15 protein-coding genes are annotated in these 16,888 nt (G+C 68.4%); 13 read left to right on the forward strand and 2 right to left on the reverse strand.

Annotated features, from left to right (window positions below; translation table 11 throughout):
- Positions 1-272: 272 nt before the first annotated feature.
- Positions 273-3,809, reverse strand: a complete 3,537-nt coding sequence (locus Pka01_RS39825; protein ID WP_203888202.1) for a CHAT domain-containing protein — start codon at positions 3,807-3,809, stop codon at positions 273-275.
- A 72-nt stretch (positions 3,810-3,881) separates the two neighbouring features.
- Here Pka01_RS39825 and Pka01_RS39830 point away from each other — a divergent pair, with 72 nt between their 5' ends.
- From Pka01_RS39830 to Pka01_RS39885, 12 genes are all read left to right on the forward strand, one after another.
- The gene (locus tag Pka01_RS39830; RefSeq protein ID WP_203888203.1) at positions 3,882-4,238 is read left to right on the forward strand and encodes a hypothetical protein; all 357 of its coding nucleotides are present in this window, start codon (positions 3,882-3,884) and stop codon (positions 4,236-4,238) included.
- Complete coding sequence (locus Pka01_RS39835) at positions 4,235-5,125, forward strand: hypothetical protein (protein ID WP_203888204.1); 891 nt, start codon at positions 4,235-4,237, stop codon at positions 5,123-5,125. The genes Pka01_RS39830 and Pka01_RS39835 overlap by 4 nt, the downstream gene beginning before the upstream one ends.
- Before the next feature lie 481 nt (positions 5,126-5,606).
- Positions 5,607-5,999 carry a hypothetical protein gene (locus tag Pka01_RS39840; protein ID WP_203888205.1) on the forward strand — a complete coding sequence of 131 codons (393 nt, stop codon included), beginning with the start codon at positions 5,607-5,609 and terminating at the stop codon, positions 5,997-5,999.
- A gap of 292 nt (positions 6,000-6,291) precedes the next feature.
- Entirely contained in the window at positions 6,292-6,687 is a 396-nt protein-coding gene (locus Pka01_RS39845; RefSeq protein WP_203888206.1) for a hypothetical protein, read from the forward strand.
- 422 nt (positions 6,688-7,109) lie between these two features.
- Complete coding sequence (locus Pka01_RS39850; protein WP_203888207.1) at positions 7,110-7,964, forward strand: helix-turn-helix transcriptional regulator; 855 nt, start codon at positions 7,110-7,112, stop codon at positions 7,962-7,964.
- A 162-nt stretch (positions 7,965-8,126) separates the two neighbouring features.
- Positions 8,127-9,002: a helix-turn-helix domain-containing protein gene (locus tag Pka01_RS39855; RefSeq protein WP_203888208.1), complete on the forward strand. Its 876-nt coding sequence runs from the start codon at positions 8,127-8,129 to the stop codon at positions 9,000-9,002.
- Between the two features lie 67 nt (positions 9,003-9,069).
- A complete protein-coding gene (locus Pka01_RS39860) occupies positions 9,070-9,651 on the forward strand; it encodes a dihydrofolate reductase family protein (RefSeq protein ID WP_203888209.1) in 582 nt (193 codons plus the stop codon).
- A gap of 309 nt (positions 9,652-9,960) precedes the next feature.
- Positions 9,961-10,611: an alpha/beta fold hydrolase gene (locus Pka01_RS39865; RefSeq protein WP_203888210.1), complete on the forward strand. Its 651-nt coding sequence runs from the start codon at positions 9,961-9,963 to the stop codon at positions 10,609-10,611.
- A gap of 747 nt (positions 10,612-11,358) precedes the next feature.
- Entirely contained in the window at positions 11,359-11,709 is a 351-nt protein-coding gene (locus Pka01_RS39870; RefSeq protein WP_203888211.1) for a hypothetical protein, read from the forward strand.
- A 364-nt stretch (positions 11,710-12,073) separates the two neighbouring features.
- Entirely contained in the window at positions 12,074-12,505 is a 432-nt protein-coding gene (locus tag Pka01_RS39875; RefSeq protein ID WP_203888212.1) for a hypothetical protein, read from the forward strand.
- Between the two features lie 549 nt (positions 12,506-13,054).
- The gene (locus tag Pka01_RS39880) at positions 13,055-13,495 is read left to right on the forward strand and encodes an FAD-binding protein (protein WP_203888213.1); all 441 of its coding nucleotides are present in this window, start codon (positions 13,055-13,057) and stop codon (positions 13,493-13,495) included.
- A 294-nt stretch (positions 13,496-13,789) separates the two neighbouring features.
- The gene (locus tag Pka01_RS39885) at positions 13,790-14,740 is read left to right on the forward strand and encodes a GNAT family N-acetyltransferase (protein ID WP_203888214.1); all 951 of its coding nucleotides are present in this window, start codon (positions 13,790-13,792) and stop codon (positions 14,738-14,740) included.
- Positions 14,741-14,959: 219 nt separating this feature from the next.
- On the opposite strand, the gene Pka01_RS39890 is transcribed toward Pka01_RS39885, so the two are convergent.
- The gene (locus tag Pka01_RS39890; protein WP_308442322.1) at positions 14,960-15,796 is read right to left on the reverse strand and encodes a helix-turn-helix transcriptional regulator; all 837 of its coding nucleotides are present in this window, start codon (positions 15,794-15,796) and stop codon (positions 14,960-14,962) included.
- A gap of 31 nt (positions 15,797-15,827) precedes the next feature.
- Here Pka01_RS39890 and Pka01_RS39895 point away from each other — a divergent pair, with 31 nt between their 5' ends.
- Entirely contained in the window at positions 15,828-16,700 is an 873-nt protein-coding gene (locus Pka01_RS39895; protein ID WP_239116281.1) for an SDR family NAD(P)-dependent oxidoreductase, read from the forward strand.
- Positions 16,701-16,888 lie beyond the last annotated feature (188 nt).

A 16,888-nucleotide genomic window follows, 5' to 3' on the forward strand; every position in this document is an offset into this window, starting at 1 on the left:
GGGTTTCACCGGTTGCCGGGAGCTCCGCGGGTTCGCTGAGCAGGCGCTTTGCGACAGCGGTAGACATCCGTGGACGTTCTCGAACTGGCTACGGATCAGATGCTCTCGCTGGCGCGGGCGATCACGCGATGGTCGCTGACGTCAGCACTTGCCGTACAGCGTCGGGGCGATCGGCTGCCACGACCATCCTTCGTGGGGATAGGGAGACCTCGACTGTTTGACCAATGACACGCCGACACGGTCGACCACCCGCCCATCAGCCGGCTAGTAGCTCAGTCGCCGACGTGCACGTGCGCGGCCCACCGCGTCGGCACGGCCGGGTAGGCGTCCCTCATGCGGCGCAATGTCTCAGTTAGCGCGGTGGCCGCGTGAGCGGTGTAGGCGGGCCGGGTGCCGTGCGCGGTGAGCGCCGCGTACACGGCCACGGCGGTCTCGGTGCTGTCCGCGGTGTGCCACAGCGTGCCGATGACGCCACGGAAGCCGGCGAGGTGGAACGCCGATGCCAGGTTCAGCGGCTCGTCGAGCAGCGCCGGGTCGGGACCGGCCGTGTCGCAAGCGGACAGGAACGCGAGCTGCGCCTGCGTGGTGCGCAGGTCGCGCACGAACGACGGCACGAACATCCCGTCGCTGAGCATCAGCCCGCCGAGGTCGGGGTGCCCGGCGGAGCTGACCGGCCGACCGTGGCAGGCGAAGTGCGCGATGGGGTGCTCGTGCAAGCCCTCCTTGATGGCGTCCGCGGTGGCGGCCGAGTCGAGGAGCACGGTGGAGCCGGGCAGCAGCGCGGCCACCGCCTCGGCCTCGGCGCGGGCGCTCGGCAGCACGGGCACGCCCTCGCGCTCGCGCTCGCCGACACCGACGACGAGTGCGGTGTGGCGGGCGTGGCGCGGCCGGGGTGTGGTGACGGTGTCGGCGAGCGCGGTGAGCGACGGCGTGTACGAGGAGACAACGCGGTCGAACACGGTCTGACCGGCGGCTTCGCGGTGCTTGCCCGCCGCGTGCAGCGGCAGCCCCGCCGCGACGCCGATCGGGCACCACCACAGCCGCGTGTCCGTGACCCGCTCCAACACCGGACCGGCCGTGGTGTCCCACAACCACTCCAGCACGGCGTGCACGTCCAGCTGGGCCTCCTCGCGCCGGTCGAACGAGCACGCCGGGTCCTTCACGTCAGCGAGCGCTTCCCGCAGCTTCCTGACCTGGGCACGGGCCGTGATCTCGGTCATCTGCCGCAGCGGCACGGCCTCGATGGGCTGCAAGTAGTCGCCGGGAACGACGAACGCGGTGCCGGCCGCGCTGACGACCACCGCGGTATGCCCGGTCGCGCGGTGGCGCAGCAGCTCGAGGTCTGGCGCCGTCAGCAGGTTCTCGAGTCCGGGGACCGCCCGCGCCTCTGCGACCAGGTGGTCGCGCTTCGCCGCGAGCCGCCGGATCCGTTGGACGGCCTCAGGCCGCGGGTCCCAGTCGCGCGTGGAGGTCTGGCCCTGGTACTCCACCTCGATGTGGAACGTCACGTCGGAGTATGAGTCGGCCTCGGCCAGATCCTGCTCCACCTGGCTGAGCTTTTCGGCGAGCTGCGGCCGAATCTCGCGCAGCTTCGCCCAGCCGCGGCGGATGCCCCACGCGTCGCCGAAGAGCACGGCCCGGCACTGTTCGACAAGCTCCAACGCGCGGTCCAGCTCGCCCGACCGTGCCCCGGCGTCCACCACCTGGTCGGCGAGCCCGTCCAGCTGCCGTACGGCCCGCAGCCGTTGGGATCGCGGCAGCGCCCGGCTGACCGTCGGGGGAATGGCGGCGATCACGCGTTCCTGCGCGTCCAGCGCCGTCGCCGGGTCCGCCTCGGCGAGCATCGCGGCTTGCTGCTGCTCGCACACCATCCGGTGCTGCGGGGCGGCGGCCGGATGCGCGCTGACCCCCCGATAGTGGGTGATCGCCAGTTCGCGCAGCTCATCGGCACGCGGCCCGCCGAACGTGGCGAGCTCACGCGCCGAGCGCGCGAGTGCGAACGCCCGCAACGGCCACCAGTGGTGGTCCTGCGGCGTCTCACGGACCGCCTTCTCGGCGAGCTCGAGCGAGTCATCCAGCGCGTCCAGGTCGCCGCAGTGCCGGTACCGGTGGTAGAGCAGGTCGGCGATCGTGCTCTCGATGCGCGCGTTGTCGGGGTGGTCGGGGGCCAATAGTGCGAGTGCGGCCCGGTAGGCGCGTTCGGCCTCGCGGTACGGCTCCGCGTCCGTCACCATCGTGGTGTTCGCCTGGGACTGCACGGCGGCGGCGTAGTTGTAGAGCATCCCGATGCGGCGCACGTCGTGCGTCGGCATGGTGGCCACCGCCTGCGCACCTGCGTCGACGGCCTTGGCGAACAGGCTGTGGTCCCCGTCCTCGGCCACCTTCTGCGCCGCGAGGGACAACGTCGACCAGCGCAACGGGAGGTTCTCGTCGCCGGGAGGGGTCAGCTCGATGGCCTCCTCCACGACGGTGATGGCCTCCTGGCCGGCCGCCGGGTTGGCGCCGAGCTCGAACTGCCGGACCAGCGTGGACGCCAGGGTGGTGAGCCGCAGCGCTCGCTGACCCTGGTCCCGGGCAGGTAGCTCCACCAGCGCGCGGGCCGCGTCGACCGCGTCTTTCGCGTCGTCGGGGGAGCGGGTCTGGATGGCGACGGTCGAGGTGGCATTGGCGATCGCCTTTTGCAGCCTGGCCCGGCCCGCGTCGTCGGGTGACGTGGTGAGCAGCGCTTCGGTGACCGCGTCGTAAGCGAGTCCGATCGCCGCGGTGTCGCCGCCGAGCTCCCAGAGGTCGTCGTGTGTGCGGTAGAGGTCCAGCAGCGCGTCCAGCCTGCCCTCGTGGTCGAGCGGCAGCCCGATGGCGAGCAACCACGCCTGGTCTCGCCGTTCCACCAGCACGCCGGGGCGGATGTCCTGCCGCAGCAGGGTCTCGACCTTGTCGCGCTGCGCCTGCAGAACAAGGGGATCGCGGTGGCAGGTCCGCAGGAACCGCGCCACATCCGGGCCGATCTGGCTGCTGACCTCATTCTCGAGCTGGGCGAGCGCGGGCAGCGTCGCCGTGTTGCCGAAGTCCCGCTCCGCCGCAGCGGCGAGGTCACGGCACGTGACGAGCGCGCCGGCCAGGTGGATCGGCGGGGCGCCGTTCGCGTAGAGGTCGGCCTCGTACTGCGCGAGCTCGATCACGACGTCGCGCCACACCGGGCGTTCCCGCAGTGCCAGCTGGGCGGCGGCCCGGTAGTCGGCGAGCACTTGACCTGGCCGCCTGCCCGCGTTCCCCTGCGCACGGGCGCGGTCGACCAGCCGGCGGGCGCGTTGCGGGTCGTCGTGGGTCGTGTGGGCGATCGTCCAGTGCAGTGCGTTGACGACGGGTTCGGCGTAGTTGTCCGTGCCATCGAGCTCGTCGAGCACCAGCAGCAACCTGGCGTGGTCGGCGATGAGCGCGGCAGTCATCCGCTCGTCGTCCACCGCGTCCATCAACACGGTGTAGGCGTTCAGGAAGTCGACGAGCGATCCGGGGTCCTGGCGTACCTGGAAATCCGCCCGTGCCTCCTCCAGCTCCCGGTACTGCTCCGCGGAGGTGACGCGGGCGACCGCGGGATCGCCGGCCTGACTTGTGATGGAGGCCGCGATCTCCCGGTCGATCAGTCCGTCGAACCCGCTCTGCGCACGGTACCGGTGCCAGTGCGCCTGAGCGAGGTGCGGTAGCAGGTGCCGCGGACACTGCTGCGGTAGCGGCAGGACGGCGGCGAGCAGCGCGTCGACGTCGCCAGAGTACTCGAAGGTCTCGACCACCAACCGGACGTCGTCGTACACGCGCAGCCCCCCGATCCGTCCCGTTCACGGTAGCGTGACCGGGATCGTGGAGAAGGGGGTTCGGAGATCGGCATGGCACCAACGACCGGTCCGCGCGTCGGAGTCCTGTGCGAGCAGGCGGGAGAGGCACTGGCGGAACGCGCCGCGCGGTACGGCGTGGCGGACGTGCTGGCCAGGGTCGTCGCGGCGGCTTCTCGTGGCGAAGTGCCCGAAGCGGACCTCGACCTGCTCGACGGCGCCTTCGCCGAGCACGGCATCGACAGCCTGACCCGGGCGCACCGCGGTTTCGAACCGTGGCCGGGAGCGCGGGACGTGGTCGTCACGGCGTGGGTGTGCCCGACCGGCGCGTGCCCGCGCGCGGCGACCGACAAGCAGCCGTCGTGCCGGCTCACCGGGCATCCGTTCCGCGAGACCAGGGTCGAGTTGTGAACGCGTTCCTCACGGAGCTCGGCAAGAACCTGGCAGGTCGCTGGGCCGCCGCGCTCGCGCTGCCCGCCGCGGTCTTCGTGGCCGTGGCGGTGGTGGCGGTCATGCTCGGACCCTCGCACGCACTCGACGTCACGCTGCTCTGGGTGCGGGCGTCGACGGTGTCCACGGGGCCGGCTTTGGTGTGGGCCGCAGCGGGGTTCCTCGCCGCGACCGCCCTGGTGGGCCTGGCGATGACCGCTTTGGGCGGTGTCGTGATCGCCGCGTGGGGGGCGACGGGCACGGGCCCCGGCAGGCCGTTCACCGCGCTGCGCCAGCGTCGCTGGCAACGGGCAGGGGCGAAGGCGGACACCGCGGTCAAGGCGGTGCTCGCCGACCAGGAGAACCGCCGGGCCAAGGTCACGGCGCGTCGTGCCGTGCTGCGCCGCGACGCGATCTCCGAACTCGAGCCGAACTGCCCGACGTGGGCGGGCGACCGGCTGCGTGCCGTCGCCGACCGCGTCCGCCGCGGCACCGGCCTCGACCTGACCACGACGTGGCCGCGGCTGTGGCTGGTGCTGCCGGACGCGGCGCGGGCGGAGGTGACGACGGTCCAGGAGCGGTGCGCCTCAGCCGCCCGCACGCCGGTGTGGGGCTTGGCCTATCTGGTCGTCGGCGTGTACTGGTGGCCTGCACTCGTGCCGGGGCTTTGGCTGCTGTTGGTGTCGCGACGGCGGATCCGCCGCTCGGTCGGTGTGTACGCGGACCTCGTGGAGGCCTCGGTCGACCTGCACGGCCGTGACGTCGCCAATCAACTCGGGTTCGAGCTGACGGGTCGACTGACCCCAGAGATCGGCGCACAGGTGACCGAGGTGCTCCAGAAGCGCCCAACCGCATTGCGCACCCCGTAGACGCTGTAGTTGGCGGCATGGATCCGGGTGATGTGGGTGTCCAGTCCGGCATCGCGGCCCACTCGGTGGGGTAGTCCGGCCGGACCTCGGTGACCACCCAGCCGCCATGAGACCGAACAGCCCGCCTACGCCGGCCTGCGGGACACCGACCAGGTGATCAAGTGCGCCCGGGCCGTGCTCAAGAGGAAGCGCGAACAGGCCGAGAGTTCGCCCAGACCAACCCGTACGAGCGGAACGCCCATATCGGGACGTATTAATTCCGACATAAAGCCCATTTCGCATCAATGGCGCACACTATTGGTCGGCGTGGTCAATAAAGAGATAAGCGCACGACAAAAGCCATCGACTGTCGTTTGTCGGCCGCTCGGCACGGAAAATACGACAATGCGCGGATGGTGCACCAAGCGTCGCCATAAGCGCATTCCCCTAATTATCGGGGAAAGTTAGCGCAGGGGTAAAAGTCGTCAAAAGGGGAAATGGGATGCCTAACTTCAAGAGCCTCGTCGGGGTTCTCGCCATCAGCACCGCGCTGACCGGTGGAGCCGTCGCTCTCGGCACCGCTGTCACCGTCGGCACCGCGAACGCCACCACCGTCATGGGCTGCGGCGGTGGCTGCGGCGGCGGTGGCTGGGGCCGTGGCCACCGGAACAGCAACCACAACCGGAACCACCTCCGCCAGCGCCAGCACGAGCGTCAGTTCGAGTTCCAGCGTCAGCACCTGCTGCGTGACTTCACCCTGGTCGTGACGCCGTTCCAGAAGCAGGACAACGACGCCACCCCGTGGCAGAAGCAGGACAACGACTCCAAGGCCAAGGCCGAGGCGGAGGACCCGTACTACGGGGGCGCCATGACGGCTCCCGACACCGCCAGCTAGTTCGCCGCCGAATCGCGCGGACGTCCCGACCTGATGGTCGGAGCGTGAGTACAGAAGGAAGCGTGCCCGTGCTCGCCGATGCCGGGTTCTCTGTTTCTGGGAACCATGAACGGCCGGCGGGCACGGGTACAGCCGGAAGCGCATCAACACCGGCGGATTCGCGCCTGACATGGGCGCGGCCGTCGGTTTTTCCGCTCACATCGCATTCTTGTGACCCCGCCAGGCGACGAAGCGCCCACAAAAGCGTGCGCGTTCGCGTAGCGGGTAACCGCATTCATCAAGGGAAATTGAAATGTCCAAGCTCGGCAACATCATGGGTGTTCTCGCCGCCGGCGCCACGCTGACCGGTGGCGCTCTCGTCCTCGGCACCGCCACCGCCGCGAGCGCGTCCGTCGTCATGGGCGGCGTTCCGGCTCCGGCTCCCGTTCGGGCCGTGGTTTCGCGGCCGACGTGCCACAAGACGGTCTGCTTCCGCGAGGGGCGTCACCACAACCGCAACCACAACTGGAACCACAACCGTCAGCGTCAGCACGAGCGTCAGTTCGAGTTCCAGCGTCAGCACCTGCTGCGTGACTTCTCGCTGATCATCACTCCTTTCCAGAAGTCGGACAACGAGGCGTTCCCGCAGCAGAAGCAGGACACCGACTCCAAGGCAAAGGCGGAGGCCGAGGGCTACCCGACGCCTTAGCCCACGGTCACGTTCACGCCCCTTCCGTGATCTAGGTGCACGGCGACCAGTGGCGTGGGCGCTCGTCCGCAGATCGTGAGTGCCGAACGAAACCACGCCCGTGCTCGCCGGCGCTCTGGTGCCTTGGACACCATGACCAGCCGGGCGAGCACGGGCACCTGGCGAACCTCACAACCAGGGGCCGACATGGCCCCGGAAGATCGCTCACGAGACGGGTGTACTCCCACGCGTGTCGTCTCGCCGCAGCTCAGAGGGCTGATCCGATTGATCGGGTCGGCCCTTTCGGCGTCTCGGGGACCACGATCATCTTGCTGCCGGCCTGCTACCGTTACTTGATCACCGGTCAAGAGCGTACGGCTTCATGATCGGTCCAGGGGTGGGCCCCGCCAACCGCAGTGTGACTAGGGGCACATACTGGACGCATGGACCGCCTCGTGGGGTTAGGGGATTTCCTCCGCTCCCGCCGGGCCCGCCTCAATCCTGAAGACGTCGGGATGGAGGGCGTAGGGCGTAGACGCGTTCCAGGGCTGCGTCGCGAGGAGCTCGCACGACTGGCCGGCGTCAGCGTCGACTACTACGCCCGGCTGGAACAGGGCCGCAGCAAGAACGCCTCTCCGGTGGTCCTCGACGCGCTCGCCAGCGCACTCCAGCTGGACCAGACCGAACGTGATCACCTGTTTGCGCTGGCCGGCCCCATCATCGTTCCCGTCCAAGGAGCCGAGGGCGCCTGGCAACGGGTATCGCCCCTGACCTATGAGCTGCTCGACGCACTGAAGGCCGACGTCCCGGCGTGTGTGTTCAGCCATTGCCTGGACATCCTGGCCGCCAACCAGCCGTTCAGGGCCCTGCACATGTGGCATGACGACAGACCGGCACGGGACAACAGCCTCCCGAGATTCTTCTTCCTGGACCCGAACTCACGCACGCTGTATCTCGACTGGGAGCACGTGGCGACCGATGTCACCGCCATGCTCCATTTCGCCCACGGGCGTCATCCCGGCGATCCGAGGCTCAACGAGTTGATCGGGGAGTTGCTGGAAAACGAGGACTTCAGGGAACTATGGGCTGCTCACCATGTATATGAGCGCGCCTCGGGCACGATTGCCTTTCACCATCCGATCGTCGGGGAATTCTCGCTCCACTACCAACTTCTGCGGCTCCCCGGAGACCCCGAGCAGTTCCTGTTCGTCTGCACCGCCGCACAGGGATCTCTGTCCGCCTCTGCCCTGGAACGGCTGGCCAAATGGGCCCACAACACGGCCCCATCCTTCCCATGACTGAAATTGGCGAACCCCGTGACCTCGTGTAATAAATCGTCTTGATCGTGGACCTTCGACCCGGATCTTCCCTTGGCATTCGGTTCGATGGGCCCGTCGTAAGCCACGCACCCGGCGCTCATCTCCAGCACTGCGCCCCCACTGGTGCGATCATGAAAAAGGTTGATCGCGAACACGGTGGCGGCGATGCTGTGGGGGGTGGAGTACGTGTCCAGAGTGCCGCGACCGCCGCTGGACGGGCTGATCGACGACCTTTATTACCTGGAGGGTGCGCCGCCGTACGCCCGGCTGACGCTGCCGCCGATGCCGTCGGCGTTGCTCATCGTCAACCTCGGGGCGCCGTTCCGCATCCGCGCCGGCACCGACATCGAGACGGCCGAGTACGCCGACGGCTGCGTGGTCACCATGCCCACCCGCGCGTTGGAGTTCGGCTACCCACTCCGGACCCGGTCCGTCGGCGTGCACGTCAAGCCGTGGGGGCTGGCGCCGTTCCTGCCGATGCCCGCGGCCGAGCTGTGTGACCGGCCGGTGACGGTAGAGCAGGTTTGGGGCCGGCCCGCCATTGCTGAGCTGCGAGACCGGCTGGCCACGGCGGACGGACCGCACGAGATGCTGACGCTGCTCGAGGAGGAGTTGATGCGACGGCTGTGCGAGACCGCCGGCCTGGGGCTGGTCCGCCATACGAGCAGTGTCATCGCGGCGACCAGCGGGGCGGTGGCGATCGGCGACCTGAGGGTGGCAGCCGGTGTCAGCAGCACTCATCTGGCACAGCGGTTCAAGGAGCTCATCGGCGTCACGCCGAAGCGGCTGGCCCGCACCTACCGCTTCGCCGCCACCGTTTTCGCGATCAACCCCGACGGACCGATCGACTGGGGCGACCTCGCCGGTGGCGCAGGCTACTTCGACCAGGCCCACTTCGGCCACGAGTTCCGGGCGTTCACCGGGCTCACGCCGACCCGGTACGTCGAAATCCGGCGGCGGTTCCTGCGCGAACATCCCGGCCACGTGATGGACGGCTGGCCGCTGCCGGCCGATTGATTTCGTACAAGAAGCGACAGCTCACGACACGCTAATTTGAGGGCACCCCAAAGCAGAGGAGAGCCCCGTGGGCAAGGTGGTCATGTACAGCTCGGTGTCGGTGGACGGCTTCGTCGCGGACGAGAATGACCAGCCCGGACCGCTGTTCGACTGGTTGTCCAGCGGTGACGTCCCGTTGGACGAGAGCGGCGAGCTGAAGGTGTCGCAGACGTCCTACGACTACACCCGGCCGTACTGGGACCAGATCGGAGTCACGATCGTCGGCCGCCATGTCTTCGACATGACGGACGGCTGGGACGGGAAGCCTCCGGGCGGCATCGACCACGTGGTCGTCGTGACGCACCGGCCGATGCCCGAGGGCTGGGACCCCGAGGCGCCGTTTCACTTCGTCGACGGCGTCGAGGCAGCCATGGCCAAGGCGCAGGAGCTTGCGGGTGACCGCATGGTCGAGGTCGCCGCCGGCGACGTCGGTGGCCAGGTGCTTGCCGCGGGCCTGATCGACGAGGTGCGCATGGACGTCATACCCGTCGTGTTCGGGTCCGGCAAGCGCTACTTCGGGTCGGTCCACGCGCAGCACATGTTGGAGGATCCTGAGGTGGTGATTCAGGGCAACCGGGTGCTTCACCTGCGCTATCGGGTGCGCCGTTGACCGATCTGAGCGGGTACGCGAAGAAGTCCACTGCGAACGGTGACACAAGATCGGGCCTCCGGCTGCGTTTGCGCATCGCTGTCCCTGGTCGGGCAGCCGACGCCGATCCGCCCCAGCACCTCACCTGCGGCAAGTTCAACTCAAGATCACTGGCTGCCGGTTGCCGTCGTATCTTTGGCCGACCCCCAGGAAGAGCGGCTTTTCACCGATGCAGGGTGTGGTGGGGGTCCCGCGGTCGGAACTCATCGCGGAATTGTCGGAGCGTGCGGTTAACGTGGCGGGCAGTCTGACGCCTGGGGGGTACGCGCGATGGCGACATTCGCCCTGATTCACGGTGGCGGCGGCTCCGCCTGGGACTGGCACCTGCTGGCGGCTGAATTGCGCGGCCGAGGGCATGACGTGGTGGCCGTGGACCTGCCGATCGAGGACGAGTCCGCTGGGCTGCTCGACTATGCCGACGCCGTGGCCGAGGCCGTCGGCGACCGCCGAGACCTGGTCGTGGTGGCGCACTCGTGGGGCGGCTTCGTCGGCCCGCTCGTCTGCGCCCGGGTGCCCGCCGAGCTGCTCGTGCTGGTGTCGGCCATGATTCCGGCGCCGGGCGAGCCGCCTTCCGACTGGTGGGCCAACACGGGCTTCGAGGGCAAAGACATGAGCGATCCCGTCGCGCTGTTCCTGCACGACGTGCCCAGGGAGCTGGCGGAGGAGCTGCTGTCGAAGAGCCGGGACCACGCGGACAAGGCCTTCGCGGAGCCGTGGCCGCTGGACGCCTGGCCGGAGGTGCCGACCAGGTTCCTGCTGTGCCGTGACGACCCGTTCTTCACGCCAGGCTTCATGCGCGCAGTCGTGCGCGACCGGCTGGGCATCACGCCCGACGAGATCGACGGCGGGCACGCGCCCATGCTTGCCCGGCCCGGTGAGCTGGCCGACCGGCTGGAGGGTTACCTGACGGGCAGGTCGTAGACGCGGCGCACGCTGCTGCCCAGCCTGCTCACGTCCGCCCCGTACGCGCGCGGGGACGCCCCGACCTCCGAGCCGGTGGTGCGCACCAGTTGGATGTCCCCGGCGGCGCGAACCTGCTGACCGATCCTCCCCGTAGGCTCACTTCAGACGGGTGGGCGGCTGCGCACAAGCTTCTCGGGCTGGAGCCCCAGCGAGGGGCGTTGCGGCTGACCTCCGCCAGCAGTTCCTCGACGTACTCCGCCACATCCCACGCGTCCACGTCTTCCGCCACGGCGATGACGCCAAGGTCGCCGAGGCCGTCGTGGCCGAGTTGCTCACGGTGACCGTCCAGACCAACCCCGTGGTGCCGGCCGGGCGCGTCTTCGTCGTCGACATGGCCAAGATCGACCCGCCCGCCGGGTCACCGGACCCGAGCGGCAACCGGGAGGGCGGCATTTCTTCAACCTCGACGCGATCAGCGAGAGTTGTTCGACTACCGCCGGCTCAGCAGGGGGCGAAATATCGCCTATATCAGGCCGTATAAGATCCGACATAAAGCTGATTTCGCATCAATAGCGCTTACCATAGGTCGGCGTGGTCAATAAAGAGATAAGCGAACGACAAAAGGCGTCGACTGTCGTTTGTCGGCCGCTCGGCACGGAAAATAAGACAATGCGTTTATGGTGCGCTAAGCGTCGCCATAAGTGCGTTTCCCTAGTTGTCGGGGAAAGTTAGCGCAAAGGCAAAGGTCTCAAAAGGGGAAATAGCATGCCCAACTTCAAGAGCCTCGTCGGGGTTCTCGCCATCAGCACCGCGCTGACCGGTGGAGCCGTCGCCCTCGGCACCGCTGTCACCGCCGGTACCGCGAACGCCACCACCGTCATGGGCTGCGGCGGCGGCTGCGGCGGCGGCGGCTGGGGCCGTGGCCACCGGAACCACAACCGGAACTGGAACCGCACCCACCAGTGGCAGCACGAGCGACAGCACCAGCACCAGCGTCAGCACCTGCTGCGTGACTTCACCCTGCTGGTGACGCCGTTCCAGAAGAGCGAGAACGACGCCACCCCGTGGCAGAAGCAGGACAGCGACTCCAAGGCCAAGGCCGAGGCCGAGCAATAGGACCCGTATGTATTACTCCGGCCCGATCGCCACGGTCACCGCTACTCCTCCCGCGCCCGTCATCGGCTGGTACGTCTCCGATACGCGGACGTCCTGACCTCGTGGTCGGAGCGTGAGCACCGAAGGAAAACGTGCCCGTGCTCGCCGCTGTCGAGTTCGCCTGTTTCTGGGAACCATGAACGGCCGGCGGGCACGGGTACAGCCGGAAGCGCATCATCGCCGGCGGGTTCGCCATCTGGAATAGGCGCGACCGTCGGTTATCTGCTCGCACCCCGCATTCTTGTGACCCCGCTAGGCGACGAAGCGCCCACAAAAGCGTGAGCGTTCGCGTAGCGGGTAACCGCATTCATCAAGGGAAATCGAAATGTCCAAGCTCAGCAACATCATGGGTGTTCTCGCCGCCGGCGCCACGCTGACCGGTGGCGCTCTCGTCCTCGGCACCGCCATCGCCGCGGGCGCGGGCGCGTCCGTCGTCATGGGCGGCGTTCCTGCTCCTGCTCCTGCTCCGGTCTCCGTTTCGCGGCCGACGTGCCACAAGACGGTGTGCATCCGCGAGGGGCGTAACCACAACCGCAACCACAACTGGAGCCACAACCGTCAGCGTCAGCACGATCGCCAGCACCAGCACCAGCGTCAGCGCCTGCTGCGTGACTTCACGCTGATCATCACCCCTTTCCAGAAGTCGGACAACCAGGCGTTCCCGCAGCAGAAGCAGGACACCGACTCCAAGGCAAAGGCGGAGGCCGAGAGCTACCCGACGCCTTACTCCACGGCCACGTACTCGCCCCTTTCGTGATCTAAGTGCACGCCGACCAGCGGCGTGGGCGCTCGTCCGCAAGGTCGTGAGCGCCGAACGAAACCACGCCCGTGCTCGCCGGCGTCCTGGTGCCTTGGACACCATGACCAGCCGGGCGAGCACGGGCACCCGGCGAAGCTCACGACCAAGCGCCGACATGGCCCCGGAAGATCGCTCACGAGACGTGCGCATTCCCGCAAGCCATCCAGGGATAGTTGGCTCGGCCGTGCCGTCGCTCACTTGCGCTCCAGCACTGTTAGCCAACTCGTTGCCTGCCGCGCGGGCTCCCGCTCCAGCGTGTGCAGTAGCGAATCGGAACTCTCTCCGCGTCGGTGCCGGATGGCGACTGCGCCTGGATAAGTCCTGGAGGAACAATCCTTAGTCGGCGGGAGAGGGAGTTACCTGCAGCGGGAGTGCGAGCAGGCAGACACGGCCCGTGCATGAAAGAGGGCGCCCCGGTGTGGATTCCTCGCCATTAGCCTCGGCTGTCCGAATTTGAGTGGTTTGTGGCTAGATGAAGGTGGCGGACAACGATGGGGTCGCAGCACCATGGATCACGAGCAGACTGTGCCTCGGAACCCCCAAGAACAGGTCGCGCAAAAGTCGAAAATTCGCCTGAGCAACAGGACGTATGTTGTGACTTCCACCGATTTGTCCCTGCCGCCGATCCTGCCGGAGGATGCCGCGGCCCTCGTGGCTGCGGTGGCAGGTTCGGTTCTGCTGCCGGGCGACGCGGGGTACGACGACGAACGCGCCGTCTTCAACCTGAATCACGACCTGGTGCCCGCGGTGATCGTGGTGGCGGAGAGCGCGGCCGATGTCCAGGCCGCCGTCGCTTTCGCGGCGGGGCAGCACCGGCCGGTCCTGGTGAAGGCCACCGGCCACCAGGTGGTCGGCCCGGCGTACGGCGCCGTCGTGATCGCGACCCATCGGATGAATGACGTGGCCAACATGTTCCGGATCAACCACAACGTGGTGCCGGCCGCCTGATCGGACACTGGCCGGCCGGGAGGCCGCACGCGTGGCGCGAGGGCGCCGGCGCCGCGCGTACGGCGGCGCGGCGCCGCTTGATACCTGAAAGCGAAATTCGGCGACTTCCTGCGACGCAGCAGTTGCGCAGGCGGCGTGAGGCTGAAAAGCATTCACTGTTGCCGCCTTTGGCGTCACCGGCTACGCTCTGCCCGAGAAATCGATCAGAAGGAGGTGGAAAGCAGCATGTTCGCCCAGATTTCGCGCTTCCACCTCGTGCAGGTGTAGGAGCGCTCCTCTTCACAGGAGAATTCCTTGACCGAACTGGTCTTCCGCTCTCTCAAGAACGAGAGCGAGTTCCCCCTCTTCGACACCATCACCGCGCTGCTGCCCACCACGGGCGTAGGTGTGCGGATGCGCACCTTCCAGGACCTTGCCGCCAGCGGCGACTACCGCCCCGAGTGGGTATGGATCGCCCTGGACGGCGACGACGTGGTCGCCCGCGTTTCCTTCTGGGGGCCCAAGGGCGTCGAGCACCCGATTGCGCTCGACTACTTCGACTTTGACACGGTCGAGAACGGCACCGCCCTGCTCAAGGTCGCCTACGCCGCTCTGGTCGGCCCTGACTATCACAGCCCGATGGGCCATCCGCGCCCCGAGTACAACCTGTTCCTGCCGGCCGCGTGGAAGGAGGAACCACTGGCACGGGCAGAGGCAAACGCCCGCATCGAGGCCGCGGAAGCGGCCGGGCTCACCTTCAGCGTCGAGCGGCTCAACCTGCGCTGGGAGCCCGAGTACGGCCTGCCGCCGCGACCGACCAGGCTCACTTTTACCGAGGTAACCGACGACGAGCTGCTGATCGGCCTGCTCGAGCGGATCCTCGACGGCAGCCTGGACGCCCATGACAGGGAGCAGTTGCTGGTCAAGGACCCCACGGTCGTGGCGGCCGAGACGCTCGAGATGATCGCCAACATGCCCGGCGGGCGCGGGCGGTGGCGCCTGGCCTACAACCAGACAGGTGAGCTGGTCGGCATGGTGATGCCCACCCACAACGGCAACTCGGCGACGATCGGCTACATCGGTGTTGCCATCGGCCATCGTGGCCACGGCTATGCCTATGACCTGCTGGCCGAGGCGATGCACATCTTCGCCGACGAGGGCCAGCCGTTCATCACTGACAACACCGACGTCGGTAACCACCCGATGGCCGCGATCTTCGACAGGATCGGCTACCGGATCACCGGGAAGCGAATGCTCTTCACGTAGCCAGCTTGTGGGCCCGCCACAGGTGGGCCCACAAGCTCTGCTGCTGCTGTCCAACGCCGCGCAACCGGGTTCGCGGAGGCCGGATGTGCGGGGACCATGCTTTGGACCCCATGTCGTGCACGCAGTCGAACGACCCGCACGTCACCAAACGGCGTGCATGGCGCGACAGAGCAACGACTACCTCGTCACGGGTCGCACCGAGGCTTACCGCCACGCGGCTCAGCCGGGCACGTCCATGCGCTGCGTGCCGACGACCGACAGCAGCCGCAGAGCCTCCTCGGACGGTGAGCCGGGGGCGGCGGTGTAGATCACGACTCGCTGGTCCCGGTCGGTGATGTCGAGGACGTCGCAGTTGACGGTGACCGGGCCGACCAGGGGGTGCTGAAAAGTCTTGCACAGGGTGGATTCGGCGCTCACGTCGTGGGAGGCCCACAGGCGGGTGAACTCCTCGCTGCCGGCGAGGAGTTCACTCACCAGCTCGGCCAGCTCGGGATCGTCGGGGTAACGGGCGGCCGCGGCGTGCAGGTTCTGAGCCGAGCTGCGGGCGAACTCGTCCGCGTCCGACACCCCGTACAACCGCCGCCCCTGCGGGTGCGGGCCGAGGAAGACACGGCGCACGAGATTGCGGTCCCGCCGCGACAGGGCGGAGAAGTCCTCCATGAGGGCGGCCGCCAGATCATTCCAGGCGATCACCTCGTACGTCGCGGACGTGACGATCGCGGCGGCCTGCGGTAACCGGTACAGCAGGTCAAGGATGCTCTGCCGGACCTCGCGCGAGGGCCCGGGCGGAGGGCCCGGCGGTGCGCCGGCGAGGTGGTGGAGGTGGTCGCGCTCGGCGTCCGACAGGCGCAGGGCCCGGGCCAGCCCGGCCAGCACCTCCCGCGATGGGCGCGGGCCGCGGGCCTGCTCCAGCCGCGTGTAGTACTCGGTCGAGATGAACGCCAGCTGCGCGGCCTCCTCGCGGCGCAGCCCCGGGGTGCGGCGGCGCGGACCGGCGGGCAGCCCCACGTCGGCGGGAGTGATCCGCTCGCGCCTGCTTCGCAGGAAAGCCGCCAATTCTCGTCTGTCCACACTTCAGTATGCGCAGGTGGTCGCCGAGCCGATCCAGGTACCGCCGGTGCCTGGATCGGTTCCGCGGACCGGCGGCAGGCTCGCTGCCATGGACAACACACCCACCACCGACACATCCACCCCCGCCGCCCTGGGCCTGCTGGCCGGCAAGGTCGCCTTCATCACCGGTGCCGGGCGCGGTATCGGCGCGGCTGCCGCCCGGCTGTTCGCCAGGGAAGGCGCCCGGGTGCTGCTCGCGGCCCGGACGGAGGCCCAACTGAAGGCGGTCACTGAGGAGGTCCAGGCAGCGGGCGGCATCGCGGACTACGCAGTGTGCGATCTGGCCGACGCGACCAGTGTGCGCGCCGCCGTCGACCGCGCCGTGGACCTGTACGGCCGGCTCGACGTCGCCTTCAACAACGGCGCGGCGATCGTGCCGCCAGGCCCGATGGACGAGGTGCGGGAGGCCGACTTCGACTACATCTACGCCGTGAACCTCAAGGGCCCCTGGGCGGCCATGGTCGCCGAGGTCGCCGCAATCCGGGCTACCGTCGGCACCGGAGCCATCGTCAACAACTCCAGCGTCGGCAGCCTGATGGGCAATCCCGAGCTGCCCGCCTACGGTGCGATGAAGCGGGCGGTCAACAGCCTCACCGAGTCGGCTGCCATCACCTACGGCCCGGAAGGCATCCGCGTCAACGCGATCGCCCCCGGCACCACGCTGACCGAGATGATCCGTACTTGGGAAGCGGATTCGCCCGGTCTCGTCGAGCGGCTCAAGGCGCATACGCCGCTGCGCCGCGCGGCCGACCCCGACGAAATCGCCCAGGCCGCCGCCTGGCTGCTCAGCGACCGCTCCTCCTACGTGACCGGCACGGTTCTCCGAGTCGACGGCGGCGCGAGGGCCTGAGCCGGGGATGCTGCCGCGTCATGGCGACGGGGGAGGCGGAGCACATCGCGGAGCTTGGGCCGGAGCCGTGGGGCGGACGGGTGCAGCCATATCTGGCACCGACTGAGGCGACCGGTGCGAACGGGAACGAACAGTGCCTGATCATCCTGGGGTAATGCCCGGCCGGCTGTCTCCCGCCGTGTGTCAGC

It is taken from the genome of Planotetraspora kaengkrachanensis (assembly GCF_016862895.1).
GTDB lineage: Bacteria > Actinomycetota > Actinomycetes > Streptosporangiales > Streptosporangiaceae > Planotetraspora > Planotetraspora kaengkrachanensis.

Excerpts from the sequence above, each read along its gene's own strand:
- Pka01_RS39850 (WP_203888207.1), top strand. The coding sequence starts at position 7,110 with ATGGACCGCCTCGTGGGGTTAGGGGATTTCCTCCGCTCCCGCCGGGCC.
- Pka01_RS39865 (WP_203888210.1), top strand. The coding sequence starts at position 9,961 with ATGGCGACATTCGCCCTGATTCACGGTGGCGGCGGCTCCGCCTGGGAC.
- Pka01_RS39830 (WP_203888203.1), top strand. The coding sequence starts at position 3,882 with ATGGCACCAACGACCGGTCCGCGCGTCGGAGTCCTGTGCGAGCAGGCG.
- Pka01_RS39845 (WP_203888206.1), top strand. The coding sequence starts at position 6,292 with ATGTCCAAGCTCGGCAACATCATGGGTGTTCTCGCCGCCGGCGCCACG.
- Pka01_RS39840 (WP_203888205.1), top strand. The coding sequence starts at position 5,607 with ATGCCTAACTTCAAGAGCCTCGTCGGGGTTCTCGCCATCAGCACCGCG.
- Pka01_RS39880 (WP_203888213.1), top strand. The coding sequence starts at position 13,055 with ATGGATCACGAGCAGACTGTGCCTCGGAACCCCCAAGAACAGGTCGCG.
- Pka01_RS39875 (WP_203888212.1), top strand. The coding sequence starts at position 12,074 with ATGTCCAAGCTCAGCAACATCATGGGTGTTCTCGCCGCCGGCGCCACG.
- Pka01_RS39870 (WP_203888211.1), top strand. The coding sequence starts at position 11,359 with ATGCCCAACTTCAAGAGCCTCGTCGGGGTTCTCGCCATCAGCACCGCG.